General features: G+C 50.1%; 23 protein-coding genes and 1 tRNA gene. 4 read left to right on the plus strand and 20 right to left on the minus strand.

The window, feature by feature from the left end; translation table 11 throughout:
* On the plus strand, positions 1-416 hold a 416-nt coding region (locus ACLTOQ_RS15595; RefSeq protein ID WP_412319900.1), incomplete at its 5' end, for a hypothetical protein.
* Between the two features lie 30 nt (positions 417-446).
* Here the strand turns inward: ACLTOQ_RS15595 and ACLTOQ_RS15600 are convergent.
* Positions 447-1,397, minus strand: a complete 951-nt coding sequence (locus ACLTOQ_RS15600) for a S1 RNA-binding domain-containing protein (protein ID WP_412287569.1) — start codon at positions 1,395-1,397, stop codon at positions 447-449.
* Positions 1,398-1,649: 252 nt separating this feature from the next.
* On the opposite strand from ACLTOQ_RS15600, the gene ACLTOQ_RS15605 reads away from it, so the two are divergent.
* Positions 1,650-2,330, plus strand: a complete 681-nt coding sequence (locus ACLTOQ_RS15605) for an AzlC family ABC transporter permease (protein WP_021915222.1) — start codon at positions 1,650-1,652, stop codon at positions 2,328-2,330.
* Positions 2,327-2,674 carry a branched-chain amino acid transporter permease gene (locus ACLTOQ_RS15610; protein ID WP_021915223.1) on the plus strand — a complete coding sequence of 116 codons (348 nt, stop codon included), beginning with the start codon at positions 2,327-2,329 and terminating at the stop codon, positions 2,672-2,674. Before ACLTOQ_RS15605 ends, ACLTOQ_RS15610 begins: the two co-directional genes overlap by 4 nt.
* A gap of 277 nt (positions 2,675-2,951) precedes the next feature.
* On the opposite strand, the gene ACLTOQ_RS15615 is transcribed toward ACLTOQ_RS15610, so the two are convergent.
* From ACLTOQ_RS15615 to ACLTOQ_RS15695, 17 genes are all read right to left on the minus strand, one after another.
* Positions 2,952-4,550, minus strand: a complete 1,599-nt coding sequence (locus ACLTOQ_RS15615) for a hypothetical protein (protein ID WP_412319902.1) — start codon at positions 4,548-4,550, stop codon at positions 2,952-2,954.
* Between the two features lie 32 nt (positions 4,551-4,582).
* Positions 4,583-4,819: a hypothetical protein gene (locus ACLTOQ_RS15620; protein WP_412271269.1), complete on the minus strand. Its 237-nt coding sequence runs from the start codon at positions 4,817-4,819 to the stop codon at positions 4,583-4,585.
* Positions 4,820-4,911: 92 nt separating this feature from the next.
* On the minus strand, positions 4,912-5,889 hold the full coding sequence (locus ACLTOQ_RS15625) for an ATP-grasp domain-containing protein (protein ID WP_021915226.1): 978 nt from the start codon (positions 5,887-5,889) through the stop codon (positions 4,912-4,914).
* Positions 5,886-7,103 carry a pyridoxal-dependent decarboxylase gene (locus ACLTOQ_RS15630; protein WP_117962171.1) on the minus strand — a complete coding sequence of 406 codons (1,218 nt, stop codon included), beginning with the start codon at positions 7,101-7,103 and terminating at the stop codon, positions 5,886-5,888. Before ACLTOQ_RS15630 ends, ACLTOQ_RS15625 begins: the two co-directional genes overlap by 4 nt.
* A gap of 94 nt (positions 7,104-7,197) precedes the next feature.
* On the minus strand, positions 7,198-8,883 hold the full coding sequence (gene leuA, locus ACLTOQ_RS15635; RefSeq protein WP_021915228.1) for a 2-isopropylmalate synthase: 1,686 nt from the start codon (positions 8,881-8,883) through the stop codon (positions 7,198-7,200).
* A 288-nt stretch (positions 8,884-9,171) separates the two neighbouring features.
* Complete coding sequence (locus tag ACLTOQ_RS15640; protein ID WP_021915229.1) at positions 9,172-9,435, minus strand: HPr family phosphocarrier protein; 264 nt, start codon at positions 9,433-9,435, stop codon at positions 9,172-9,174.
* A gap of 127 nt (positions 9,436-9,562) precedes the next feature.
* Positions 9,563-10,912, minus strand: coding sequence for a phosphoglucosamine mutase (gene glmM, locus ACLTOQ_RS15645; protein ID WP_308728210.1), 1,350 nt, complete (start codon positions 10,910-10,912; stop codon positions 9,563-9,565).
* Positions 10,913-11,041: 129 nt separating this feature from the next.
* Positions 11,042-12,334, minus strand: a complete 1,293-nt coding sequence (locus ACLTOQ_RS15650) for a YbbR-like domain-containing protein (protein ID WP_337598047.1) — start codon at positions 12,332-12,334, stop codon at positions 11,042-11,044.
* Positions 12,324-13,187: a diadenylate cyclase CdaA gene (gene cdaA, locus ACLTOQ_RS15655; RefSeq protein WP_021915232.1), complete on the minus strand. Its 864-nt coding sequence runs from the start codon at positions 13,185-13,187 to the stop codon at positions 12,324-12,326. Before cdaA ends, ACLTOQ_RS15650 begins: the two co-directional genes overlap by 11 nt.
* Positions 13,188-13,199: 12 nt before the next feature.
* Positions 13,200-14,177 (minus strand): hypothetical protein, encoded by a 978-nt coding sequence (locus ACLTOQ_RS15660; RefSeq protein WP_118497073.1) that lies wholly within the window; start codon positions 14,175-14,177, stop codon positions 13,200-13,202.
* A 3-nt stretch (positions 14,178-14,180) separates the two neighbouring features.
* The gene (locus tag ACLTOQ_RS15665) at positions 14,181-14,585 is read right to left on the minus strand and encodes a hypothetical protein (protein ID WP_021915234.1); all 405 of its coding nucleotides are present in this window, start codon (positions 14,583-14,585) and stop codon (positions 14,181-14,183) included.
* Positions 14,582-15,292, minus strand: a complete 711-nt coding sequence (locus ACLTOQ_RS15670; RefSeq protein WP_262585734.1) for a ComF family protein — start codon at positions 15,290-15,292, stop codon at positions 14,582-14,584. Before ACLTOQ_RS15670 ends, ACLTOQ_RS15665 begins: the two co-directional genes overlap by 4 nt.
* Positions 15,289-17,529: an ATP-dependent RecD-like DNA helicase gene (locus ACLTOQ_RS15675; protein WP_117962181.1), complete on the minus strand. Its 2,241-nt coding sequence runs from the start codon at positions 17,527-17,529 to the stop codon at positions 15,289-15,291. Before ACLTOQ_RS15675 ends, ACLTOQ_RS15670 begins: the two co-directional genes overlap by 4 nt.
* 165 nt (positions 17,530-17,694) lie before the next feature.
* Entirely contained in the window at positions 17,695-18,684 is a 990-nt protein-coding gene (locus tag ACLTOQ_RS15680; RefSeq protein ID WP_021915237.1) for a rod shape-determining protein, read from the minus strand.
* Between the two features lie 156 nt (positions 18,685-18,840).
* Positions 18,841-21,699: an excinuclease ABC subunit UvrA gene (gene uvrA, locus ACLTOQ_RS15685; RefSeq protein WP_117962183.1), complete on the minus strand. Its 2,859-nt coding sequence runs from the start codon at positions 21,697-21,699 to the stop codon at positions 18,841-18,843.
* A gap of 51 nt (positions 21,700-21,750) precedes the next feature.
* Positions 21,751-23,748, minus strand: a complete 1,998-nt coding sequence (gene uvrB / locus ACLTOQ_RS15690) for an excinuclease ABC subunit UvrB (RefSeq protein ID WP_412319904.1) — start codon at positions 23,746-23,748, stop codon at positions 21,751-21,753.
* A gap of 145 nt (positions 23,749-23,893) precedes the next feature.
* Positions 23,894-24,181: a DUF4491 family protein gene (locus tag ACLTOQ_RS15695; protein WP_118497075.1), complete on the minus strand. Its 288-nt coding sequence runs from the start codon at positions 24,179-24,181 to the stop codon at positions 23,894-23,896.
* Between the two features lie 358 nt (positions 24,182-24,539).
* Between ACLTOQ_RS15695 and ACLTOQ_RS15700 the strand changes: the two genes are divergently transcribed.
* Complete coding sequence (locus tag ACLTOQ_RS15700) at positions 24,540-25,073, plus strand: nitroreductase family protein (RefSeq protein WP_412319905.1); 534 nt, start codon at positions 24,540-24,542, stop codon at positions 25,071-25,073.
* Positions 25,074-25,311: 238 nt separating this feature from the next.
* Here the strand turns inward: ACLTOQ_RS15700 and ACLTOQ_RS15705 are convergent, their stop codons facing one another.
* Both ACLTOQ_RS15705 and ACLTOQ_RS15710 read right to left on the minus strand, forming a co-directional pair.
* On the minus strand, positions 25,312-26,097 hold the full coding sequence (locus ACLTOQ_RS15705; protein ID WP_412319906.1) for a YoaK family protein: 786 nt from the start codon (positions 26,095-26,097) through the stop codon (positions 25,312-25,314).
* 183 nt (positions 26,098-26,280) lie between these two features.
* A tRNA-Cys gene (locus ACLTOQ_RS15710) sits at positions 26,281-26,351 on the minus strand.
* Between the last annotated feature and the right edge of the window lie 62 nt (positions 26,352-26,413).

The raw sequence follows: 26,413 nt of genomic DNA on the forward strand, positions 1-26,413 counted from the left end.
GGCCTTTTTCAATTCAAGAGATCGCCGTAGGCGGTCTTTCCTATAAAGTAAAAAATCGCCTCCTCATTGCAGCTAAAAAGCCACAACAAGAAGGCGAATCGTTCGCGGTACCACTTCTGTTCATATACTTCTCACAAAGTATATCTTATCGGGTGCTGCGCCGTTTGGTGCAAGACCCTTCCGCTATAACAGGCGGACCTGTCGCAGCCTTACCTCTCCGGTTCGGTGCGCCGCTCGGGAGCCATGTTCCATCCGCTTCTTCCCGACTTCTCTCAGCTTCCTGCCGCCTGTATCGGGCTGCATTCAAAAGTCCTCTCTGTAAAGCTTCCCCGGATGTACTCTCTCCGTCTTTGCATTCTCTTTTTCAATATCCGGCTGCCGCCACATCTGACCGCAGCTTCATATGCTTACAGTAGCACAAAAGGCCTGGCCTGTCAACGGCTGGCTCACAGCTTTAACCCCTTCAGCAGGTCGCCCAGCGAGGTTCCGACCGCCTCATTCGAGCTGTACTCTGCCGCCTGTTTTTCTTCCAGCTCGTCCGGCTCTGCGTTCTCGGCTGCTGCCTTGATGCTCAGGCTGATCCGATTGTCCTTCGTATTTAAAACAACTGCCCGCACGGTATCTCCGACTGTCAGCACCTCTGCAGGCTTTTTCAGGCGCTTCTGACTGATCTGGGAAATGTGTACCAAACCACTTAATCCATCGCCAAGATCCACAAATGCACCGTATGGCATCAGGCTTTCCACGCGCCCCTCTACAACTGTACCAGGCACGATCATGGAAATTTTATGGTTCAGGCGCTCCGCTTCCTTTTCTTTCAGGACGTCCTTTGCGGACAACACAAGCTTCTGGCGGTCTGAATCCACCGTAATCACGCGCACTTCCAGCGTTTTCCCGACAAACTCCGTCGTATCCTCCACATAATCCAGTGCCAGCTGGGACGCCGGGATAAATCCGCGGATTCCTTCCACATAAGCAGTTACGCCCTGATTGACGCTTTCGCTTACCTTTATCTTGAGAATCGTCTTTTCTTCCTGATACTGTTTGAGTCTGTCCCAGCCGAGTGTCTCTGCTGCTTCTACGCAGGACATCTGGATATTGCCGGCTCCATCGTCTCTTTTGACAACAGTTCCTTCCAGCGTATCTCCGACATGGATATCCGCCAGCACGGAAAACGACGGATCCTTGCTCAAATCCTCTGTTTTAATAACCGCAGGCGCATAGTAACCGAGATCCAGCGTTACGCCGGTTTCCCGCACGTCGATAACGGTTCCGGAAATCACATCGCCCTCCCGGATCGTACGGAAAGAAGCTTCCAGCTCCCTTGCATAATCCGCCATCGTCTCTGTCGTTGTGCTGTTTTCTGCATCCGCAATTCCCTTTTTTTCTTCTGACATCGTTCTCCTCCTTACCGGGCAGACAATTTCATGCCGCCTCGTTCCTTTTCTGAATTTTAGCACGTTTTTTATAGAAATTCCATCCCGGCTTCCGCGATTTTGCAGCGAATGTACCTACAGGGTTACTGTTCACACGCGCCATTTGTAAAATCCCATCTTCGATGCTTTCCTGCGAATCATTTGACAAGACCACTGTATCGCGTTAAACTGATATCGCATTTTATCCTACTAACTTAGGAGGTTACTATTTTTATGAAACGAAAAGCGCTATGGGCTGCTGTTCCCTACACAGTCCCCGTCATGCTCGGTTATCTTTTTCTCGGCGCAGCGTTCGGCGTCCTGATCGCCGAAAACGGTTTTTCCGTCCTCTGGGCGTTCCTCATGAGTACGTTTATCTACGCCGGTTCGATGCAGTTTGCCGCCATCAGCCTGATGACCTCTGCATTTTCTCCGGTTTCCGCTTTTTTGCTGACGCTCATGGTAAATGCAAGGCATCTGTTCTACGGTCTTTCCATGTTAAAACCGTTTGAACGCATGGGAAAACGCAAGCCCTATATGATTTTTTCCCTGACAGATGAAACCTACTCTCTTCTCTGCGGAGTCAGCGCCCCGGAAGGAATTGATCCGGACTGGTTTCTGTTCTTTATCTCGCTGCTCGATCAACTCTACTGGATCATCGGATCCTGTATCGGCGCTGCTGCCGGCAGCTTCCTGCCTTTTGATTCCACAGGCATTGACTTTGCCATGACAGCACTGTTTCTGGTAATTTTTGTCGAACAATGGGAAAAAGCAAACTCCAGGCTTCCCGCCCTGCTCGGTCTTGGCATCACGCTGGTCAGTCTGATCGTCGTTGGCCCTGACCGTTTCCTGCTCTTTTCCATGGCTGGCATTTTAGCCGCACTTTTGTTATTTCGAAAGGAGATTTCCAAATGACCATACAGACTCCCCTGCAGCTTGTGATCACAATCGGCATTATCGCGCTCGGCACTTTTCTGATCCGCGCCCTTCCGTTTTTCCTGTTTCCCGCCGGAAAAGAAACGCCGCGCGTTGTTGCCTACCTCGGCGCAGCGCTCCCGAGCGCTTCGATCGCAATGCTCGTCGTTTACTGTTTTAAAAATGTCTCTGTATTTTCCGGTTCTCATGGACTGCCGGAGCTCATCAGTGCCGTGTTCGTCATTGTCGTCCACAAATGGAGGCACAACCTGCTGCTCTCCATCGTCGGCGGCACGGTTTTATACATGCTGCTCGTGCAGCTCGTTTTTCCGGTACTCGCGTAAGTTCTGTAAAAAAGAATGTGCCTTGGCACATTCTTGCGCCGAGTGCGCATCCTCGTAAAGCATTTATTATCGTATGGAAACGAAGTTTCCTGTACGATAATAAAGAATCCTGCGAAGCAGGATTCTCCGCCTGCGGCGGGTCGCGCAAGCGACATTCTTCCATTCCGCTGCAGTGCGATCCGCGCGGAGCGTTTCTTATCGTATGGAAACGAAGTTTCGTATACGAGAAAGAAGCCGCCACGTGACACATTCTGCCAGCGCAGCGGCTTCTTTCTTTTTAAAAATTGTATTCTCTTCTGCCGGCGTAGGTCTGCCATTTTTCAGGCGTTTTTGTCTCCATCCAGTCCAGCGGCACTGCTGCCGGGTGCGGCTGTGATGCCTTCCGGTATGCTTCTTTTAACTCTTCCTTCTGACTCTCGTTCAGAAATCCCGGTTTTACCGATACAAAAAACGGCGTCCCGCTTTCTGCAAGCACTTCCATCCACTGTCGGTTCTTGTTCCAGTCAATATGCTCTGTGATTCCGACGCAGTCTGCATCCGCCCCGTAAAACGTCCCCTGCTGCAGCATCCGGAATGCCAGCGTGTTGATGCCCATTTTCCGGGTCCTTTCCCATTCTACACCGCTTGTATCGTCTCCGGTACGATTTCCCTGCATCAGCCCTGCGCCCAGATGTCCGATACAGTTGCAGCCAAGAATCAGGACGTCCTGACGATCCTCGCGTTTTGCTGCTTCATGAATGACTTCATAAAAACGAACGATCAGTTCTGCCGTGGTTTTTGTATCGTCATGGAAGCGCCAACTGCCAGCCGTCAGCCTGGTTCCCATCTCAACTCCCCAGTAACCAAAGATATCATAGGTCGAAAAATCGTGTTTGATCAGCTCATAGCCCCAGTCTCCAAGCTGTCTGATATCCTGTGCGATATGTTCCAGAACCTCTGGTACAGAAATATCGAACACCTCTGCATTGCGCTCCAGCCTCCACTCTGCCGAAATATCCGCAGAATGATCGTACAGCGGTCTAAACCAGATGCCGGGGCGCACATTTTTTGCCCTCATCTGCGCAGCGAGCTCTCCCATGTCCCCGTAATCCGCATTGCCAACCCGCCAGGGACCTCCGTTATAAGAATCGCTGTGATCAATCTGCCAGCCGTCATCCATCACCATAAACGGGCGGTTTTCGATGCCCTCCGTCATCTCCGCAAGATATGCGCTGTCTTCGAGAATTTCCTTTGCAGAGCTTTTTCCATAGGCATAGTACCAGTTGTTCCCGCCGTAAATCACGGTGTCTCTACAGTCGGGATCGTCGCACATCTCGCTGCAAAATGCCCTGCAGGCTTCAAATACTTCTACCGGCGTATCAGCTTCTTCCAGCGCATAAGATGTCATAACGATCTTTGCAGCTTCCAGCTTCCGTCCGCCAAGCTTCACGCCGTACGTCCCGCAGCGCACGTCCAGATGCAGCTTTACATCCGCACCGTCCTTTTCCCACCAGCACATGGCAGATGGACGCACCTTTACACCAAATGCCAGGCATTTTCCCGCTTCATGCCGGAAAAAGTACCACGGCATTCCGATATGATCTGCTTCCTTTTTCCATTCCAGATCACCGTAACCGCGTTCCCAGGTGTCCCCGAGCACCTCGCCCGCCCTGCCAAACATAGCTTTCCAGGTAAGCACAAGCTCCCGAACCGGTGTGTTCTGTGCCTGCACGAATACCGCAAGGCTGCCGTCGGCTTCCGCAAGCTCCACTGTAACGTCACCTGCTCTGAAAGCAGCTGCATCGGGCGCGGTCTCCTGCTCCGTCTGCGCACTGCCTGTCATCAGCCTGATCTCATCCGGCTGTCTCAGCAGGTTTCTTTTCCCTTCTATTTTCATTATCCTTTCCCCTCTTGTTAGCCTTTCCCAGATTATTCTATTCTTTTCAGAATCTCCTGTTCCAGAATCACCTGATCGCCCTCCTCGATCTGCTGTTCATACAGATAGTGATCCTTTTGCCGGAGCAAACGGAGCTGCCCGTTTTCATCCTCCAGTTCAACAAGCACGGTCGGCCAAACGCCCTCCGGACGCTCTTCACAGCCGTAATCATCCTCCCGGATGCTCCGAACCCGGTATTTATGCCGGCACTCAGCTTCAAGTTCCGTCATCTGCTCCATTTCTCCCCTCATTCTAACATGTCTTTTTTATTAATATCCATGCTATTTTGAGTCAGAAGCATGGATTTTTATTTCACTGCGTCTCACAGCTTCCGCACGATCTCGTCGGAATATTTCATCATGCACATGTCCGCTTCGTATGCGCCGATCTGCGGCTCATTTTCCTCGCCGAGCAGATTTTTCGCAATCAGCTCCGGGAACCTCACGTTGCAGTGCCATGCGTGGGGATAGCCGCCGCCAAACCGCGGATTGATTTCGGAAATATAATATTTGCCGTCAATCCGGAAAATATCCATGTCGATCGGACCTGCCAGCGAAAGCGCGGAAACCGTCTTTTCAATCACTTCAAACAGCGCAGGATCTTTGACGGAAATCGATTTTTCGGTTTCGCCCGCCCGCATCCGCACTTTTTTCTTCGTAAAAATAGCTACAGGTTTTTTGGAAATCAAATCGACGTAAATATCCGCGCCGAATTCCTCACCGTCCGCATACTGCTGGATCAACAGCGGCTCTTTGCTATAACGGCACAGCACACCAAGAAGCTCGCGGTTGTCCACCCGGCTGATGCCGACGCTTCCGCAGCCCCGAACAGGCTTTACAAATACCGGGAACGCAATCTTTCCTTCCGCGTAATCCGAGTCAAACTCTTCCAGAGATGCGCTCGTATACAGCACCGGCAGTCCGTTTTTCTGCAGCAGGGAGAAAAAGCCGTACTTATCCCGGCAGACTGCAACGCTTTCTGCGTCCGATACAATCGCTGTGATCCCTTTTTCCTCAAACTTCTTCCGGTTCTGCGCCAGCAGATCCAGCTCATCCTCAAACAGTGGAAGCAGGGCATTGACCTGTTCCCGCATGCAGATTTCCAGAATCCTGTCTTCGTATCCGGGATCCTTCATCGGCGGTACCAGATAAAATGCATCCGCCTCGTACAGCGCAGGTGCCCACGGGCTGCAGTCCGTCACGATCACCCTTCCGCCGCCCGGCAGACTATGAAAGGCTTCTTTAAAAAAACGTACCAGCTTATTGCGCGTTCCGCAGCTCAAAATCAAGATCGTCGTCATTTTTGTTCTTCTCCATACAACATGCTGTTCTGCATATATTCCTTCGGCGTCCAGCGGTTTCTGATCTTATAAAGCTTCCCGTCCCGGCGGATATAAACGTCCGGGAAATACTGGATAAACAACGGATTCAGGCTCATCGTATAGCCGCCCACATTTTCGTAAACAATCCGGTCGCCCTCCATCAGCTCGATTCCGTCGCGGTATTCAAAAATCCGATCCACTTCCATGCAGGAATAGCCCGATACGCACTGGTGCGCCATCGTTTTTCGCTGCTCTGCACCCGGATTTGCCTCATTCAATTCCAGATGGAACAGGTGGCTGCTTTTAATCATCGTCGGGTCGATATTGAAACGGCTTCCGTCCGTGATCAAATACCGCTCGTTTCCGATATCACGCACATCCACAACGCCTGTTACAAACGTACTTGCCTTTGACAAAAGAGAAATGCCCGGTTCAACGATTAGCATTGTTTGTTCTGGCGTAAATTCTTCTTGTAAAACCTTCGCCACAGCCGGAAAATAATCCGGATACTGCGGACGTCCTTCCAGACCGCCGCAATAACCGCCGCCCAGATCCACATAAGACAGGTTCAGGGAAAATTCCCGCTTTAATTTACATGCCATCGAAGCGATTGCTTCAAATACCGCGACACTTCTGGACTTGCTGCTGGAATGCAGATGTAAGCCCGTGACCTCAACATTCGGAATGCGCCGCACGCGCTCTAAAACGGCTGCAAATGTCCCGTTTTCATAGCTGAATCCAAATCTTCCTCCGGCTTCGCCCATCGTCGTCTGTCCCGGGCACATTTTTTCCAGATCAAAATTGACCCGGATTCCGACCCGAAACGTCTGTGTCGGATGCGCTGCTGCCAGCTCTTCCATCCAGTCCAGCTCCCGTCTGCCGTCCATATTCAGGATGCCGCCTGCAAGCAGCACCCGTTCAAACGACGGACGTTTTTTGACCGGTCCATTGTATACAATTTCAGAATCTGAAAAACCAAGTGCGCCGGCCAGCGAATATTCATCGTCGGATACAACCTCCGCCATCACGCCGCCCGCCTTTAAAAAGGTTACCAGCCACGGCAGGGAATTCGTTTTAAAGGAATATCCGATCCGGTAATTGCCCCAGGATGTTTCCAGGGAGCTTTTCAGCATCTGAAAATCTTTCGTCAGCTGATTTTCATCGATCACAAAATAGGGAGTCTGATATGCCATACTTTTCTCCTTATGAAGGAACCGTTCTGCCAAAACGACAAAACGGTTCGGTTTTCTGCTTTTATCGCAGCTCTTCTTTTGTTGTATGCGTCTCTTATACGCCCGTTACCAGCTCCAGACGGTTGACCGCCGAGAACATTGCGCGTACAGATGCTCTTGTGATGTTGGAGCTTACGCCAACACCATAAGTAACGCGTCCGCTCTCTGCATCCATCATATGGATATATGCTGCTGCCTGCGCGTTGGAACCGTTCTGCAGCGCATGCTCCTCGTAATCAAGCACTCTGATATTCATGCCGAAGGTAACCTGCAGTCCTCTCTTGACCGCATCGATCGGGCCGTTGCCGACTGCATCGAATGTACCGGGCTTGCCTGCCAGCGTGTAGTCCACGATAACCTTTGTATCGAATTCGCCGGATTCCACATCTCCGCTCAGATCCTCGATTCTCAGCTTCTTGAAGTGCAGAGGTTCCTTCTGATCCAGATACTCGCGCTTGAAATTGTCCATGATCTGCTGCGGGGAAACCTCGCCCTGCTTCTCGGATATCTTCTGGATAACATTTGCAAACTCTTTGTGCATCGCCTTGGGCAGCTTGAAGCCAAAATAAGTATCCATAACGAAAGCGACACCGCCCTTGCCGGACTGGGAATTGATACGCACGATGGGCTCGTACTCCCTTCCGATATCGGCAGGATCGATCGGCAGATAAGGAACCTGCCAGATTTCGCTCTTTCTCTCCTTCATTGCCTGCACGCCCTTGTTGATCGCATCCTGATGGGAACCGGAGAATGCGGTAAATACCAGTTTGCCGGCATAAGGATGTCTCGGATGGATCGGGATCTTGCAGCATCTTTCGTAAATACCGATAATATCGTTGACATGTCCGATTTCCAGCTCAGGGTTGATGCCCTGGGAGAACATGTTGTAGGCGATATTTAAAACATCTACGTTACCGGTACGCTCGCCGTTTCCAAACAGAGTTCCCTCGACACGCTCTGCGCCTGCAAGCAGTGCCAGCTCCGCGCTCGCAACACCGGTTCCTCTGTCGTTGTGAGGATGGATACTTAAAATAATGCTCTCTCTGTTTTCAAAATGACGGTTCATCCACTCGATCTGATCTGCATAAACGTTCGGCGTATTCATCTCTACAGTAGACGGCAAATTGATAATGATTGGATTTTCTTTCGTTGCGCCCCAGGTTTTCTGAACTGCGGTACAGATTTCAAGCGCAAAGTCCAACTCTGTTCCGGTAAAGCTTTCCGGGGAATATTCCAGGACGATCTTGCCCGGGAAGTCTGCGGCATATTTTTTTACCAGCTCGGTTCCCTTTACCGCAATGTCCACGATATGCGAACGATCCATGTGGAACACGACATCTCTCTGCAATGTGGACGTAGAGTTATAAATATGTACGATCGCCTGCTTACAGCCCTGAATCGATTCAAAGGTACGCGCGATCAGCTCTTCCCGGCACTGTGTCAGCACCTGAACATATACGTCATCCGGAATCATATCATGCTCAATCAGGTGGCGCAGAAAATCGAATTCAATCTGACTTGCTGCCGGGAAACCAACTTCGATTTCCTTAAAGCCCAGCTTTATCAGATACTGAAACATTTCGATCTTTTCTTCTACTACCATCGGATCTACCAGCGCCTGGTTGCCGTCGCGCAGGTCTACGCTGCACCATATGGGTGCTTTCTCAATCTCTTTGCCTGGCCACTGGCGCTCCGGATAGTCAATTACCGGATTACGGCGGTATTTCTGATAATTCATCATTGCTTTTTCTCTCCCTTCGTGTCCTGCCATTCTGACTGTATTTATGAGCAATGTAGCTGTCACTTTGCTATAAGATACCGGGTTGTGAGACTACGAAACGCCCTTTTGACTCTGGTATCAAACAATAGAATGCACGCTCTGCGAGAATTCTATTGTTATGAAAAAGAGGAACCCAGCCTGAAAATCTGCTCCAGGTCTGACCTCCTCTTCTGATCTCTTCACGAAACAGTCCTGTTCCACTCAAGGAAACAATCCTGCTCAACAAAGTTCTTCTGCTGCACTTGCAGCTTACTCCCCCAGTCCGCCTTCAATTGCCTCGGTCAGGGCTGTCAGCGCTTCTTCTTCGTCCGGTCCGTCGCATATCAGTTCAATTTCATCGCCACATTTTACACATGCGCCCAGAACACTTAGAACGCTCTTCGCGTTCGCCGTGCTGTCCCGAAACGTAAACGTAATCAGCGATTTATATTTGATTGCTTCCTTGCATAGATTTCCAGCCGGTCTTAGGTGAAGTCCTGTCGGGTTTTTGATTACTACCTTCTGGCGTACCATATCTGTTCTCCCCTTTCCGCCCAATGCGGATCTTTACATGATTATCATACCATTATCGCACCCATCTGGCAAGCACCAACCCGTTCCAAAAGTCTCATCTGCAGCCGGAACACAAGTTACATCTGGATTACAGCATCAGCTGCTGAATCAGATCTGCAATTCTATGTGCTTCCTTATCAATGCGTGCTTTGTCCTTACCCTCGATCATGACACGCACCTTCGGCTCCGTGCCTGAAGGACGGATCAATACGCGGCCTTCTCCTGCGAACTCTTTTTCCAGCTCTTCGATCGCAGCCGCGATTTCCGGATATTCCATAAAGTGCTCTTTGCGGTGATTCGGAACGGTAACATTAACCAGTGCCTGCGGCAGGACTGTCATAATCTTGGAAAGCTCAGACAGCGGTTTTCCGGTCACTACCATAACCTCTAACAGATGCAGCGCAGACAGCAGACCATCACCAGTCGTATTTTCATCCAGGAAAATAATATGACCGGACTGCTCACCGCCAAGGCTCGCGCCGATTTCCCGCATACGCTCCAGCACATAACGGTCACCGACCTTGGTTTTTTCGATATGGATCTTTTCTTTCTCACCAAACAGAAACAGACCAAGGTTACTCATGACAGTCGCCACGATCGTGTTCTGTTTCAGCTTGCCCATGTTGCGCATATGTGCACCTACAATCGCCATGATCTGATCACCATCCACGACGTTGCCCAGCTCATCCACTGCCAGCAGGCGGTCTGCATCGCCGTCAAACGCCAGACCGATGTTTGCCTTTTCGTAAACAACGCGGGCCTGCAGCTCTTCCATATGGGTTGAACCACAGTTTGCATTGATATTCGTGCCATCCGGCATATTGTGAATCGGAACAACCTGTGCGCCAAGCTGACGCAGAGCTTCTATGGAAGTATAATGAGATGCACCCTCTGCACAGTCCACAACCACCTTCAGGTTCGTCAGATCCACCGGAACTGCCCGAACTGCATGATTGATATATTCCTCTCTTGCGTCCTTGCGGTACTTGATCCGTCCAACGCTGGAGCCTGTCGGAAATTCCACACGATTCATGTTGTTCTTGATCAGGGCTTCGATCTCATCCTCCAGAGCATCCGGCAGCTTGTAGCCATTGCCGTCAAAGAATTTAATGCCATTAAACTCCATCGGGTTGTGGGATGCAGAAATCACAACACCGGCTTCTACCTTATATTTCTTGGTCAGATAAGCGATCGCCGGAGTCGGAATCACGCCCACATAAACCGCATTTGCGCCTACGCTGCAGATTCCTGCCATCAGTGCGTTTGCCAGCATATCGCCAGACATTCTTGTGTCACAGCCAACCATAATTGTAGGTTTGTGCTTGTTTTCACGGGTCAGGACATATGCGCCTGCCTGCCCCAGCTGCATCGCTAAAAGCGGCGTCAGCTCTTCATTTGCAACACCTCTTACACCATCTGTTCCGAACATTCTCGACATGATCTCTTCCTCCTGTTATAAAGCTGCAAAGCCTTCCGGATTTCGGGATTTCGTTTGCAGCCCTGATTCAACCCACAAGTTCTGCATTTCCTGCTCCGGGCGCTGTTTACATTTCCTCCTGCCCGGCTTTTACTGATCTCCCTGTGCATCTGTATTCGAAGCAGCAAGCTGAGTCAGATGCACCTGCACCGTAACTGCATTGACCTGTTCCACAGAAGCGGGAAGCAAAAATTTCACCGTCACTTCCTGTTCCCCTGCCGTCACAGTGCCGTTTTCATCTATCAATGCAGACAAATCCGCGTGAGGCGTGATTGTCCCTGCATCCACATTATTCAAATTGTCCTGCAGACCTCTGACTGTCAGCTGCAGATTCTGTCCGCTGACTGCTTCTGCCAGCCAACCGTCCGGAATGTTCAAAAGCTGGACGCTGTCCGCATCAAAGCTGATCGTCTTGCGTCGGATCTGCTCGATATCCGCGGATACCGTTACTGTTCCGTCAAAATCAGCATCTGCAAGCGATATGTCCGAAGGAAGATATTCCCTGATATCAATCGTATTAGTCACCGGTGCCGTCGCATCCGTCAGATCAAGTTCCTCTGCCGGGATCGTGATCTCCGAGATCTTATCCAGCACAGCCGCCCGCCCTGCAATTTTCACCGTTGCAGGAGACACCGTTACCGTTCCAGTCTGTTCATAACCATCCGCCGGTTCTCCTATAGCAGAAGCACTGATTGTGACCTCCTTTGTCTCCAGAATCGGAACGGTCACCTTTACGCTGTCCACATTTTTTCGGATTTCACTGCTGGTGATTTCGTTGCCGTCTGCATCCAGCAGGCGGATTGTCGCATCGATTTCCACATTCGCTGTCACATTATCCAGAGAAATATCCACCACTGCGCGGTTTACCGCATTCACCGCTGATTCCGGGCCGCTGATGCTGAGTGTATTGGTTTCCATATCGATCCTGCCGGTCGCATATCCATCCGGAAGTGTCCCGTTTTTGGCAACCTCTATGCTTAACTGTCTTGTCTTTTTATTTTCTACCTGTAACTGTACATACTGTCTGTCTGAAGTGATCTTTTCCACATCCAGGCCGCTGCTTAACGACAGCTCGATCGGTACGCGCCCGTCATCTGTAATTTCAGACAGGTCTGCCTTTGCCGTCACGCTCTGCGCATCGATTGCGCTGATTGCAGACTTCGGCGCGCGCACGGAAACACGGATCGTATCGGAATTGTCCACTATACGGTAGGTTTTTCCTTGTCCAGTCAGCGCCCCCGTATTGGTCAGCTGTACCTGTACATTATTGATATATTTATTTATCACCGGATCATTGATGTCAACCGCCAGCATCCACAGCACAACGGAAATCAACACCGCCATAATCTTCAGACCCAGATTGTGCATGAGCTTACTTTTCATTGTGGAACCACCCCTTCCAGCGTTTGTGCGCTTTCTCATCGGTCGGTTTTTTCTGAATAGATCTCAGCTTTTCTTCCAGTTCCTCCGCCGTCAGTCCTCTGCTTAACGTTCCTTCATAAGCGACGCTGATCTTGCCATTTTCCTCTGACACGATCACTGTCATGGAATCCGTTACCTCGGAAATACCGACTCCTGCACGGTGTCTCGTTCCGAGATCCTTGCTCAAACGCATATTGTCCGACAACGGCAAATAGCAGGTCGCATAGGTCACGCGGTTCCCCTGTACGATCACTGCGCCGTCATGTAACGGCGTATTTTTTTCGAAAATATTGATCAGCAGCTGGCTGGTCACAATACCATCCACTGCAATGCCAGTACGTTCATATTCTGCCAGGGAGTCCAGCTGTCTGACAACGATCAGCGCGCCCGTCTTTGCCCGGGACATTTCCACACAGCCCTTTACGATCTCACGGATCGTCCGGTCGGAAAAGAGTCCCTCCTCCGGCTTGGAGGATTCAAAGGGAATGACGGAACGAATCAGATTTTTCTGTCCGAGCTGTTCCAGCGCCTTGCGCAACTCCGGCTGCAGCACGACGATCAGCGCAATTGTTGCAAACTGAAACGCCGTCCTCGCAATCCAGAGGATCGTATCCATCTGCAGGATTTCGGCAATCACAAGAAATACCAGAATGACGAACACGCCCTTTAACAGCTGCCATGCCCTGGTATTCCGAATAAAGATCAGTAGATAATAGACCATCAGAGAAATGAGGATAATCTCCACAATATCCATTGGTCCTATAAATTGTATCTGTGTCAGATATCTGTCCGCAAACTCTTTGATCTGTTCCATTGTTCCATCTCACTATTTTCTGGTTTTGCCCTTCCCATGGCTGTGGCGGACATTCTGGTTTGCGCGCTGCGTCGTGATCCGTTTTACCCGCTTCTCCGGCACTGCCACTGCCATTTTGGGAACCGCTTTTACATAGTAATAATACTCATCATCTTCAAACTGCACTTTTTCGGTGCGCGCATAATCCAGATTGAACTGGAAAAACTGCATCACCAGTGCGATCAGCGCACATACAATACTGCCAAGAATCACGCCCGCCAGGGAAAAATTCGCGTCATACATCAGATCCCCGATCAGCAAAATTACGATATCTGCCAGCGTTCCGACCAAAACAGCGATCGCTCTGGAATAGTTAATGCTCATGCGGCGGATCGCATAAACCAAAATCGCTGTGATGGCAAACGCCGTCACTACAATCAGCATTTCTTTATTTTCGATCACGCCGGTTCCCATATCGCTGAAGCGCTGCAGCATGGTATCGCTTTCCCCGCCGCCAAACGCCTGCGCATTGCCGGTAATATATGCCAGCACATAATATACCACTACGCCGCCTGCAACCGCAGCCGCAGCTCCCGGTGTCCCGAACAGTCCCGCTGCCAGCGGAGCAGCATAAGGGATCTTCCACACAAACAGAAGCGGTGTCAAAAGCAGCAGCAAATGCGCTTTCGGTGCAAACCGCAGATAAATCACCAACACGATAATATAGGCAAGCAGCAGAACCACAACGCATTCCGCAGACAGCGCATAGGTATGCAGCAGCAGAAACATTGCGCTCAAAAATACCATCACGCCCAGCGGAAGGAACGAGCACAGAAGCGCCGCCACCAGCACGATCGCAACGTGGTCGATTTTTTCCATATAGCCCATTCTGCCGTTGATCGTCAGAAACAAAATAAGTCCCAACACAAATTTCAACAGGGGAACGATAAATTCTTCATATTTTGTGTAAAAATTTTTTATGTATTCTCTGATTACAAGCAGCTGTGTCATCTTTTATTTCCTCTCTGCGGTTTCCTCTTCTCCATCCTGATCCAGGCAGTCCAGATACTCCAAAAATAACTGCAGCCTCTTCTTCGCTTTTGCATAACGGATCGTGTATATCACATAGGTAACTGCCACATATAAAACTGCCGCCATCAGATATAACGTCAAAATCTTCTTCGCCGTTCCCACCAGATCCATGGAATAAATATTTCCCATTACCTCTGAAAAATGAAATACAAGATATGCCCCCAGCCCGGCAAGGAACGCTGCCGTTATCACTATCAGTGAAATAATGGTCTGTTTTCCGATATAGTCGCTGCGAAAATATCCCACCACTGCGCGATCCTTCCGTCCACCGTGCTCTTCATACGATGCCATCTTGGTCATTCTGAGAACCTTTTCCTGATTGATCATCTGACCTCCTGTCCGTTTCCGATAGACAACGCCGCAAAATAAATTCTGGAAACGCCCTGCTGCCTGCAGACCGCCGCCATCGCATCTATCGTACTTCCTGTCGTATAGATATCATCAATAATTACAATTGCATTTAATTTTACATCATTTTGCCCTGCTTTAAAAGCCTTTTTCAAATTATTTCGGCGTTCCTGCCCATTTAAAAGCTTCTGCGGAACTGTATTTTTTGTCCGAATCAGCCAGTTGTTCTCCACCCGGAGCCCTAACTGTTTTCCAATTTCCAATGCCAGAAGCTCCGCCTGATTGTAGCCTCTTTTGCGCTTCCGCGCCGGATGCAGCGGAACAGGGACCAATGCGTCTACCTTCCAGGAAAGGATCTGCCGCCCCAAATGCCATGCCATCTCTTTTCCGAAAAAAGCGGCGTATTCCTGCCTGCCCGCATATTTGAACCGGTAAACCGCCTTTTTAACGCTCGCATACCGGTACAGGCTGATCCCTCTGTCATACAGATGTTTTTTATGCAGACAGTCCCTGCAGTATTCCTGATTTTCATCAGAAAGCTCCTTTCCGCACTTCATGCAAAGCGGCTGTCTGACATAAACAAGTTTCGGTGCACAGCTTCTGCACACCAGCGCTCCCGCCGGTTTCACCGGTCTGTCGCATACAGGACATCTTTGTGGAAATAATAGCGTTTTGAAATCGATCAAACTTCCCCTTTCAGCTCTCTGATTCGAACGTCCAGACTGGTGTACCTGCGGTTTTCGCTTTCGTTTGCAATCATCTCCTGCACCACCTTGCGGCTTCCCAGAATCGTCACGCAGCCCCTTGCACGGGTGACACCTGTATACAGAAGGTTTCTGTTAAACAGGAGTCTCGGGCCTCCCAAAAGCGGCATAATCACAGCAGGATATTCGCTTCCCTGCGACTTGTGAATTGTAATCGCGTAAGCCAGCTCCACCTCTTCCATCTGCGGATAGGTATAGGTCACGCGGCGTTGCTCGTCGTATTCCACCAGCACCGTCTGTGCATATTCGTCAATTTCCCGGATTATCCCCATATCACCGTTAAAAATTCCAACTCCCTTGTCGATCGGGATGCCGTAACGGCTGACGACCTCCCATTCCAGCTGGTAGTTGTTTTTGATCTGCATCACCTTGTCCCCCTCGCGGAACAGGGTATCGCCCAGCTGAACCTCCTTTTTGCCCTCCGACGGAGGATTTAAACAGCTCTGCAGTACGCCGTTTAACGTCTCTACACCAAGGCTGCCTTTCCGCATCGGTGTCAGCACCTGGATATCGAAGGGTGAAGCCTTTACATATTTCGGCAGCATCTCTCCAATCAGCTGCACCATATGCTTGTAGATAACAGGGACACTGTTCCTCTCCAGAAAAAAGAAATCCCTGCTTTTATTTGTCAGCGCAATCTGTTCTCCTTTGTTAATCCGATGCGCATTGACAACAATATCGCTCTCCTGCGCCTGCCGGAAAATTTTCTGCAGGCAGACGACAGGGAACACCTCGCTGGCAATCAGATCTGCCAGCACCTGTCCGGGGCCCACGCTCGGCAGCTGGTTCACGTCCCCGACCAAAATCAACCTCGTCCCCGGGCTGACCGCCTTTAACAGCGACTGAAACAGGTGGATATCAACCATCGACATCTCATCAACGATAATCACGTCTGCCTCCAGCGGATTGTCCTCATTCCGTTCAAAGCTCGCCTTTTTGCCGCTTTCCGGCATCGCCCCGGACAGTTCGAGCATCCGGTGGATCGTCCGTGCTTCGTATCCAGTCGCCTCCGTCATCCGCTTCGCCGCTCTTCCGGTCGGCGCCGCGAGGTAAAGATCCAGCCCTTCTCCTTCAAAATACCGGATAATCGTGTTGATCGTCGTCGTCTTACCTGTGCCCGGTCCACCGGTCAGAATCAGAATGCTGTTGCGGACGCTCTCCAGAACCGCCTTCCGCTGCAGCTCGTCCAGCATCAGTCCCTCCTGCTGTTGAATCTGATCCACCCGTTTTAAAATTGCCTCCTCCTGCGCCGGGAGCAGCTCGCCCTCCGGCAGCATCGTCTGATTCAATTCCACCAGCATCCGCGCGCAGGCAAGCTCTGCGTAATAATACGAAAACGCATAACAGATCGTATCCTCGCCGTTTTTCTTGATGACCATTTTTTTATCCATCGAAAGGTTCGGCAGCTGATCTGCAATTGCCTCCTGCGGAAGGTCGAGAAGCGCTGCCGCGCGCCGGATCAAAACGCTGCCCGGCAGATACATGTGCCCTTCTCCGGACGCCTGCAATAATGTATACAAAATTCCGCTCCGAATCCGAAAATCCGAATCCGTGTGGATGCCGATTCTTGCGGCGAGTTCATCCGCCTTGCGGAAGCCGATTCCGTCAATATCATCCGCAAGCTGGTACGGGTTTTCTTCCAAAACCCGGTAGAGCCTGCTGCCGTAGGTTTCATAAATCCGCACCGCCAGCGTGTTGGAAATCCCGTATTTCTGCAGATAGACCATTGCTTCCCGCATTTCGTGCTTTTCTTCCATCTGGGATGCAATATCCATCGCCTTGCGCTCGCTGATCCCCTTGATCTCCGCCAGGCGCTCCGGCTCTTCTTCGATAATCCGAAACGTATCCGCCCCGAATCGTTTCACAATCCGCGCCGCCAGCGAAGCGCCGACTCCTTTGATCGCCCCGGAGCCGAGATATCTCTCCATCCCCGCCGCATCCTCTGGCGACGAGAATTTGAACGAAGAAACTTTAAACTGACTCCCATACACCGCGTGCTCGGTAAAATCTCCCTCCAGCTCCAGAATTTCTCCCTCTTCCAGAGACTGAAATGTGCCAACGCAGGTGATCTCGTCGCCTGTATTCAATTCAAAAACGGTATAGCCGTTCCCGTTGTTACGATAAATAATGTGTGTTACAAATCCTTTCAGCTGTGCCACTGTTTTCTCCGCTGTTGTTATAATATAGGCTGCACCGCGCCGCCAACCACACCAACAGGCATTTTGAACACAAAAGGTCGCCCATGAAATAGGCGACCTTGTTATGATTCTGACAATGTTCCTGTTTTCGATGCGCTTTGCATCTACGTTCTGGTTCCGATGGAATTACTCTCTGTATCCGCCCAGAAATTCTACATATTTGCCGGTTCCGATGGCTACTGCGGTCATCGGATCTTCTGCCGTCATCGTATTGATGCCGGTGTGCTCCGCAATCAGCTCTTCCAGACCGCGCAGCAGGCTTCCGCCGCCGGTCAGGACGATACCTCTGTCCGCGATATCCGCAGCCAGTTCCGGGGGAGTCTTCTCCAATACGCCGTGAATTGCTTCTACAATCTGCATTGTAGACTCTTTGAGTGCCTCTTCTGTTTCTTCCGAAGAAACCTTGATGGTCTTGGGCAGACCTGTTACCAGGTTACGTCCTCTGACTTCCATGTAGTCCGGCTCCGGTCTCTTATAAGCGGAACCGATTTTGATCTTGATATCCTCTGCGGTGCGTTCACCGATCAGAAGGTTATGCTTCTTTCTCATGTAGCGGACAATCGCTTCGTCAAAATCATCGCCTGCGATCTTGATGGATGCGCTCACCACGGTTCCTCCCAGCGAAATTACCGCAATATCGGACGTACCGCCGCCGATATCCACGATCATGTTGCCGCAAGGTCTGGAAATATCGATACCAGCTCCGATTGCAGCCGCAATCGGTTCTTCAATAATAGAGACCTCTCTTGCGCCTGCCTGATAGGTTGCATCCTCAACAGCTTTCTTCTCTACCTCAGTTACGCCGCTGGGTACGCAGACTGCGATTCTGGGGCGGCGGAAAGTCTTTCTGCCGAGTGCTTTCTGGATGAAGTATTTCATCATCTTCTCTGTTACGGTATAGTCAGAAATAACGCCCTGACGAAGCGGACGGACTGCTACGATATTGCCGGGCGTACGTCCCAGCATCAGGCGCGCGTCCTCTCCAATTGCCTTGATCTTGTTGGTATCACGGTCAAATGCTACAACGGAAGGCTCCTTTAATACGACGCCCTTCCCTCTGATATAAACCAGAATGCTAGCTGTTCCCAAATCAATCCCGATATCTGTATACTGCATGCTATAATCTCCTTCCGTTCTGCTGCGAACGTACTGTACGTTCCAATCATTCCCTGTTCTGCTCTATGTTAATCAGGGCAAACTTCACCCTTTTTGGAATAGTCCGCGTCCATTATAGCGTAAAACCCCGGTATTGAAAAGGGGATTCAGAAAAATTTAACTTTTCAGCATCTTCTTTACATAATATCCTGTATACGATGCAGGATTCTTCGCAACCTCCTCCGGCGTTCCCTTTGCGATGACCGTTCCGCCGCGCATGCCGCCTTCTGGTCCGATATCGATCAGATAGTCCGCCGTCTTGATGACATCCAGATTGTGCTCGATTACCACAACGGTATTTCCACCCTCTGCAAGCCGATGCAGAATCTCGATCAGCTTCTGCACGTCTGCAAAATGCAGTCCGGTCGTGGGTTCGTCCAGAATATAGATCGTCCTTCCGGTGCTCCGTCTGGACAGCTCCGCTGCCAGCTTGATCCGCTGCGCTTCGCCGCCGGACAGCTCCGTAGAAGGCTGTCCCAGCTTGACATAAGAAAGCCCTACATCATATAGTGTCTGAATCTTTCTCTGGATGGACGGCACATTTTCAAAAAAGGTCAGCGCCTCCTCCACTGTCATATCCAACACATCGTAAATGCTCTTGCCCTTGTATTTAACGTCCAGTGTCTCTCGGTTATAGCGCTTGCCTCCGCAAACCTCACACGGCACATAGACATCCGGCAAAAAGTGCATTTCAATCTTGATAATGCCGTCGCCGCCACAGGCTTCACAGCGTCCGCCCTTAACGTTGAAGCTGAATCTTCCCTTTTTATAGCCTTTCGCTTTTGCATCCGAAGTCGATGCGAACAAATCGCGGATCATATCAAATACGCCTGTATAGGTCGCCGGATTGGAACGGGGTGTCCGCCCAATCGGAGACTGGTCGATCGCAATGACCTTATCCAGCTGCTCGATGCCGTCGATGCCCGCATGTTTTCCCGGAATACATCTCGCACGGTTTAAATCTCTTGCCAGGTGTTTATAGAGAATTTCGTTGACCAGCGACGATTTGCCGGAGCCGGAAACGCCCGTCACGCAGGTAAACACGCCCAACGGAAATTTCACATCGATCTTCTTTAAATTATTTTCTTCCGCGCTGCGCACAGTCAGCCAGCCTGTGGGCTTTCGTCTCGTCTCAGGAACCGGGATCTTCTTCGCACCGCTCAAATACTGACCGGTAATCGACTCCGGCGTATTCATGATCTCTTCCACGGTTCCGCTCGCAACAATCTGACCGCCATGGGAGCCTGCTCCAGGTCCGACGTCCACAATATAATCTGCTGCACGCATCGTATCCTCATCATGCTCCACGACGATCAGCGTATTGCCAAGATCCCGGAGATTCTTCAACGTTGCGAGCAGCTTGTCGTTGTCCCGCTGATGTAGACCGATACTTGGCTCGTCCAGAATATAGCAGACTCCGACCAGTCCGGAGCCAATCTGTGTTGCAAGACGAATTCTCTGCGCCTCGCCGCCGGAAAGTGTTCCCGTCGCTCTGGAAAGGGAGAGATAATCCAGTCCGACGTCAATCAGGAAGCCAACTCTTGCCCGGATTTCCTTTAAAATCTGGCTGCCTATCAGCTCCTGCTGTTCCGTCAGCTTCATATTCTGCAGAAACTGCGACAGCTCTCCGATAAACATTGACGTAATTTCGTATATATTTTTCCCGCACACGGTTACTGCCAGCGCTTCTTTTTTCAGACGCTGTCCCTTACACAGCCGACACGGTGTAATCCGCATAAATGTCTCGTATTCCTGCTTGGTGGCGTCCGATCCTGTCTCCCGGTATCTGCGCTCCACATTCCGAATCAAGCCCTCGAACGCGATCGGATACTGTCCCTTGCCGCGCTGTCCTTCATAGTAGACCAGAACCTCTTTTCCACCGGTTCCATGCAGCAGAATATCCTGAATTTTCTGTGGATATTCCCCAAACGGTGTATCCAGATCGAAGTGATATTCTTTTGCCAGTGCCTGCAGGATCGCATTTGCAAAAGATCCCGGCTGCTGACAGCTCTGCCACCCCAGCACGGTAATCGCGCCCTGGTTGATGCTCAGCGTACGGTCCGGAATCATCAGGTCGGAATCAAACTCCATCTTATATCCAAGTCCGTAACACTCCGGGCATGCCCCGAACGGGTTGTTGAATGAAAAGCTTCTGGGCTCGATTTCATCAATGCTGACGCCGCAGTCCGGGCACGAAAAGCTCTGGGAAAATGTCAGCATTTCCTCATCGCTTCCCACACGGTCTACAAACAGAAGTCCCTCCGACAGGTTCAGGACATTTTCGATCGAATCCGTCAGTCTGCGTTCGATTCCCGGCTTCACAATCAGACGGTCAACAACGATTTCGATATTATGCTTGATATTTTTATCTAACTGAATATTCTCCGCCAGCTCATACAGATTGCCATCAATACGGACTCTCACATAGCCGCTTCTCGCCGCGCGTTCCAGCACCTTCTCATGTCGTCCCTTTCGTCCGCGCACAACGGGTGCAAGCAGCTGCAGCCGCGTTCCTTCCGGCAGTGCCATGATCTGATCCACCATCTGATCGACGCTCTGTTTCTTGATCTCCTTGCCGCAGTTCGGGCAATGCGGAATACCGATTCTCGCATACAGCAGACGGAAATAGTCATAAATCTCTGTTACTGTTCCGACAGTAGAACGAGGGTTACGGTTCGTCGATTTCTGATCGATCGAAATCGCCGGAGAAAGTCCTTCGATCTTTTCCACATTCGGCTTCTCCATCTGTCCCAAAAACTGACGCGCATAGGACGATAGCGATTCCATATACCGCCGCTGTCCTTCCGCATAGATCGTATCAAACGCCAGCGACGATTTACCGGAGCCGGACAGTCCGGTAAAGACAACCAGCGCATCCCTCGGAATATCCACATCCACATTTTTCAGATTGTGCTCGTTCGCACCCCGGATTCTGATACAGTTCTTCTTTGAAAGTATTTTCTTTGCTTCTTCCATTTCTTCCTCACTCTATAGAAATAACATTCAAACGCATTCTTATTCAGGCGCTCAGTCCATATCCGCCAGCAGCTTTTTCAGATCTACCATCTGGTCGCGCAGCTCTGCCGCCGCTTCGAAATTCAGCTCTGCTGCCGCCTTCTTCATCTTCTTCTGCACGTCCGCAATCAGCTTTTCCAGCTCTGGACGGCTCATGGATTCCGGATCTTTTTCGAAAGCAGTCTCTGCAGGCTTGATCTCCTTCGTGATGCTGATCAGATCGCGGACGGCTTTCTTAATTGTCTGCGGTGTAATTCCGTGTGCTTCGTTATAAGCCTGCTGCAGCGCACGTCGGCGCTCCGTCTCGTCGATCGCCCTCCTCATGGAATCGGTGATCGTATCCGCATACATGATAACGTGTCCCTCCGCGTTACGCGCAGCACGTCCGACCGTCTGAATCAGTGACGTCTCCGAACGCAGAAATCCTTCCTTATCCGCATCGAGAATTGCTACCAGCGTAATCTCCGGAATATCCAAACCCTCTCTCAGCAGGTTAATGCCCACCAGCACATCGAATACATCCAGACGCATATCCCGGATAATCTCGGAACGCTCCAGCGTATCCACATCGGAGTGCAGATAACGAACACGAATTCCCACTTCCCTCATATAATCCGTCAAATCTTCCGCCATGCGCTTCGTCAACGTCGTAATCAGAACTTTATTGTGATGTGCGCTCTCTTTCCGAACCTCCGCAATCAGATCATCGATCTGTCCCTCTACCGGACGAACGTCGATTTTCGGATCAAGCAGTCCGGTGGGACGGATAATCTGCTCCGTCCGAAGCAGCTCATGCTCTTCTTCATAAGGTCCCGGTGTCGCAGAAACGAACATCATCTGATCGATCCGCTGTTCAAATTCTTCAAAATTCAGCGGTCGGTTATCCAGCGCAGACGGCAGACGGAAGCCATAATCTACAAGCGTCTGCTTCCGGGAACGGTCCCCCGCATACATACCGCGAATCTGCGGAATTGTCATATGCGACTCATCGATAATAATCAAATAATCATCCTTAAAGAAATCCAGCAGCGTAAACGGCGGTGCACCCTCCGGCATCCCGTTTAGGTGTCTGGAATAGTTTTCGATTCCGGAACAAAATCCCGTTTCCCGGAGCATTTCAATATCGAAATTCGTCCGTTCGGAAATACGCTGTGCCTCCAGAAGCTTGTCCTCTCCTTTGAAAAAGCGTATTCTGCCTTCCAGCTCTTTTTCAATCTCATCGCAGGCTTTATTGATCTGCTCCTGCGGCACAACATAATGCGACGCCGGGAAAATAATGACATGCTCCAGCGTATTCTGCACCTGTCCGTTCAATGGATCTACCTCTGTAATCCGATCGATTTCATCTCCAAAGAACTCCACCCGGATCAGAAATTCGCTTCCCTGCGCCGGATTGATCTCAATCACATCCCCTCGCACACGAAAGCAACCGCGGTTTAAGTCCATATCATTGCGGTCATACTGAATCGCCACCAGCGCCCGCAGCACATCGTCCCGATCCTTCTGCATTCCCGGGCGCAGGGACACACTCATCCCCGAAAACTCATCCGGGGAACCCAGACCGAAAATACAGGAAACGCTGGCGACCACCACAACATCCCGCCGTTCCGAAAGGGACGCCGTAGCGGACAACCTCAGCTTATCGATTTCATCGTTGATCGCGGAATCTTTTGCAATATAAGTGTCCGTGGACGGGACATACGCTTCCGGCTGATAATAATCATAATACGATACAAAATATTCTACCGCGTTTTCCGGAAAAAATTCTTTAAATTCCCCGTATAGCTGTCCCGCCAGCGTCTTATTGTGCGCGATCACAAGCGTCGGTTTATTCAGTGCCGCAATCACATTCGCCATCGTAAACGTCTTACCGGAGCCGGTAACGCCAAGCAGGGTTTCAAACTGATTGCCTTCCTGAAAGCCCTTCACCAGCTCTGCAATCGCCTGCGGCTGGTCGCCAGTCGGCTGATATTCACTGTGTAGTTTGAAAATCTGCTGTTCCTGTTTCATTCTTTCCTCCGCTCATTTCCTGTCACTTACCTTGCATTCTGCGCCCGTTATTCGTCAAACTGCAGGAACAGTCCGCTGTTTATCCCAGTATACCACATTCTTTAAAAAAAGTATAGAAACAAAAGAACATTTGTTCTGTTTTATTCTATTTTTGTCGATTCGAATTTTCCGGAAACCAGCCCTTTTTCACCCGTTCCTCCTGCTCATACAGCTCCTGAATGCTCCACAGAAACGTGCAGCCTAAAACACCCAGAAATACCGACGGCATTTCCCGTCCGGAGCATACAGAAAGTCCGAGGCAGATCCCCCCTGCCGCAAGGAAAACCGGCCAGCACCGTTTCGTAAAATAGTATTCTGCCCAGATCACAATCGGATGAAAAATTCCGATGACCAGAAAACTGATTCCTGCTGTCAGGATACCCGAAAAGTTCATAGCTTCTTCCTCCCGCGCACAGCCTTTTTCCGACAATAGAATGCACGTTCTCAGAGCATTCTATTGTCTTGAATGAAATTACAGATTTGTAAATGGCATGCGTCAACTGTAGCATTTCTTTTACTATATGCATCCATCTTCATTCTCGCGCTATATCCCGTTTTTCTTTTATCAAAAATTTATGGCAGAAATTTTTGATCCGGGTTACAGATTTTCTTCTATCAAAAATGTACAGATTACAGATTTTTCTTCCGTCAAGAAACACTTGTAGAGCCTTGTCCCATCTGTTAAACTAATGGAAAAGGGATTTGGCGGCAAACGTCGGAATCCACAAAAATTTATTCAAAGGAGATTGCTTATGGAACTGCAAAGCGCACTTGAAAACCGGAAAAGTATCAGATCCTATCTTTCCAAAGACGTGGAACCGGAAAAGCTTACCGCATTGATTGAGGCTGCTTCTCTTGCTCCCTCCTGGAAAAATTCTCAGACTGCACGTTATTATGTCATTCACACTCCCGAGAAGCTGGAGCAGATTCGCGCTACCCTCCCGGAATTTAACCGTAAAAACTGTGAACAGGCTCCGGCTCTGATTATCACAACTGTTGTCCTGAACCGTTCCGGCTATGAACGAAACGGCGAGCCTACCAATGAACTCGGCAACGGCTGGGGCTTCTATGACTGCGGACTCGGCAGCATGGCTCTTCTGTTAAAAGCAACCGAGCTCGGTCTTTCCACCCTCGTGATGGGCATCCGTGATGCAGCAAAAATCAGAGAAAATCTGGAAATCCCTGAAAATGAAGCGGTCGTAAGCGTCATTTCCGTCGGCTACAGCGATGCTGATCCGGAACGTCCGGTGCGCAAACCGCTCGAGAAACTGGCACGTTTCTTCTAAATAATTTTTCAAAAAAAGGAGCGCAGTGACATATCCTCAAAAGCCTGACTTTTGAGAACGCATCGTCTTCCTGCCGCTCCTTTTTCTATTATATTCCTTTTTCGATACTACTTGCCCAATTTATTTTTTACATTTATTATTTTTCTGCATCTATCATTTTTTTCTCTCATTTTTGCACATGCCGAGTTTGTGTCAAGTTCGCGCAGACACAAATCTCGCGATTGAAAAATTTTATTTTTCAATTTTTTTCACTGCCCAGACATCTTTTGATTTCTCTTCCGATATCCTTCAACTCATCTGCCAGCGTTCCAAGCTCCAGCTGCAGCTTCTGATCGGCTTCCAGTTTTTCAAAATCTCTGACTTCTTCCTGGATAAACATAATCAGGAAACTGATCAACAACCCAATACAGCAAATCCACACCGCGTGTACGCCGACTGCGTCCGTTACAATACCGCCCAGTGTCGCCCCAATGGCAAATACCAGAATAAAGGAATAATACTGAAGGCTTCTCTGCCGGATTTTTTTATCCTTCGTTTCCGTATAGGCGCACCACAGATCCGTCGCACTTCTTAAGTTTCCGATGCACATCGTCGTTGCCATTGCGTTTCCTCTAATTTTCCGGAAGCTGTCCACCTGCATTGCACAGGAAAAAGAAATCAGTGCATTTGCGGGAAGGCTCATTCCGGTCGGGAAAAATCCCGCTGCAAACAATACGACTATTTCCAATAGCAGTACCAGCTGTCTCCAATGGATTTTTTCGCTCTTTCCAAAGTGGAAATGGACCTTCTGCGCAACAAAAATACCCGCTGTAAAGGCTAAAATCGGCACCGCGTACCGAACTGCTCCACTCCAATCCATCTGTGCAAGATGATTTCCCAGCAACACGATATTGCCGGTCTGCGCATTTGCAAATACCTTATCCCGGCAAACGTAGGTGTACGCATCCTGAAATCCGCCGCACAAACAAAGTAAAATTCCGACAACAAACGATTCTGACATTTGACCATGATAGCTTCTTTCCATCTCGATAAACTCCTTTGTACCTCTCTGCTGCACCAAAGACAGGCTTCTCCGCCTGCGGCAAGTCATATGAGTAACATAATTCCACTTCATCGCAGTATGATCCTCGCGCAGCGTTTTTTGTTGGATAGAAAACTTCGTTTCTATACGACAAAAAAGGATTTCTGCAAAGCAGAAATCCTTAAGAGGCGCGAACCGGATTTGAACCGGTGATAAGGGTGTTGCAGACCCGTGCCTTACCACTTGGCTATCGCGCCATATTATTAAATGACTCCGACGGGAATCGAACCCGTGTTACCGCCGTGAAAGGGCGATGTCT

The sequence above is a fragment of the Gallintestinimicrobium sp. genome (assembly GCF_046968865.1).
Lineage (GTDB): Bacteria > Bacillota > Clostridia > Lachnospirales > Lachnospiraceae > Gallintestinimicrobium > Gallintestinimicrobium propionicum.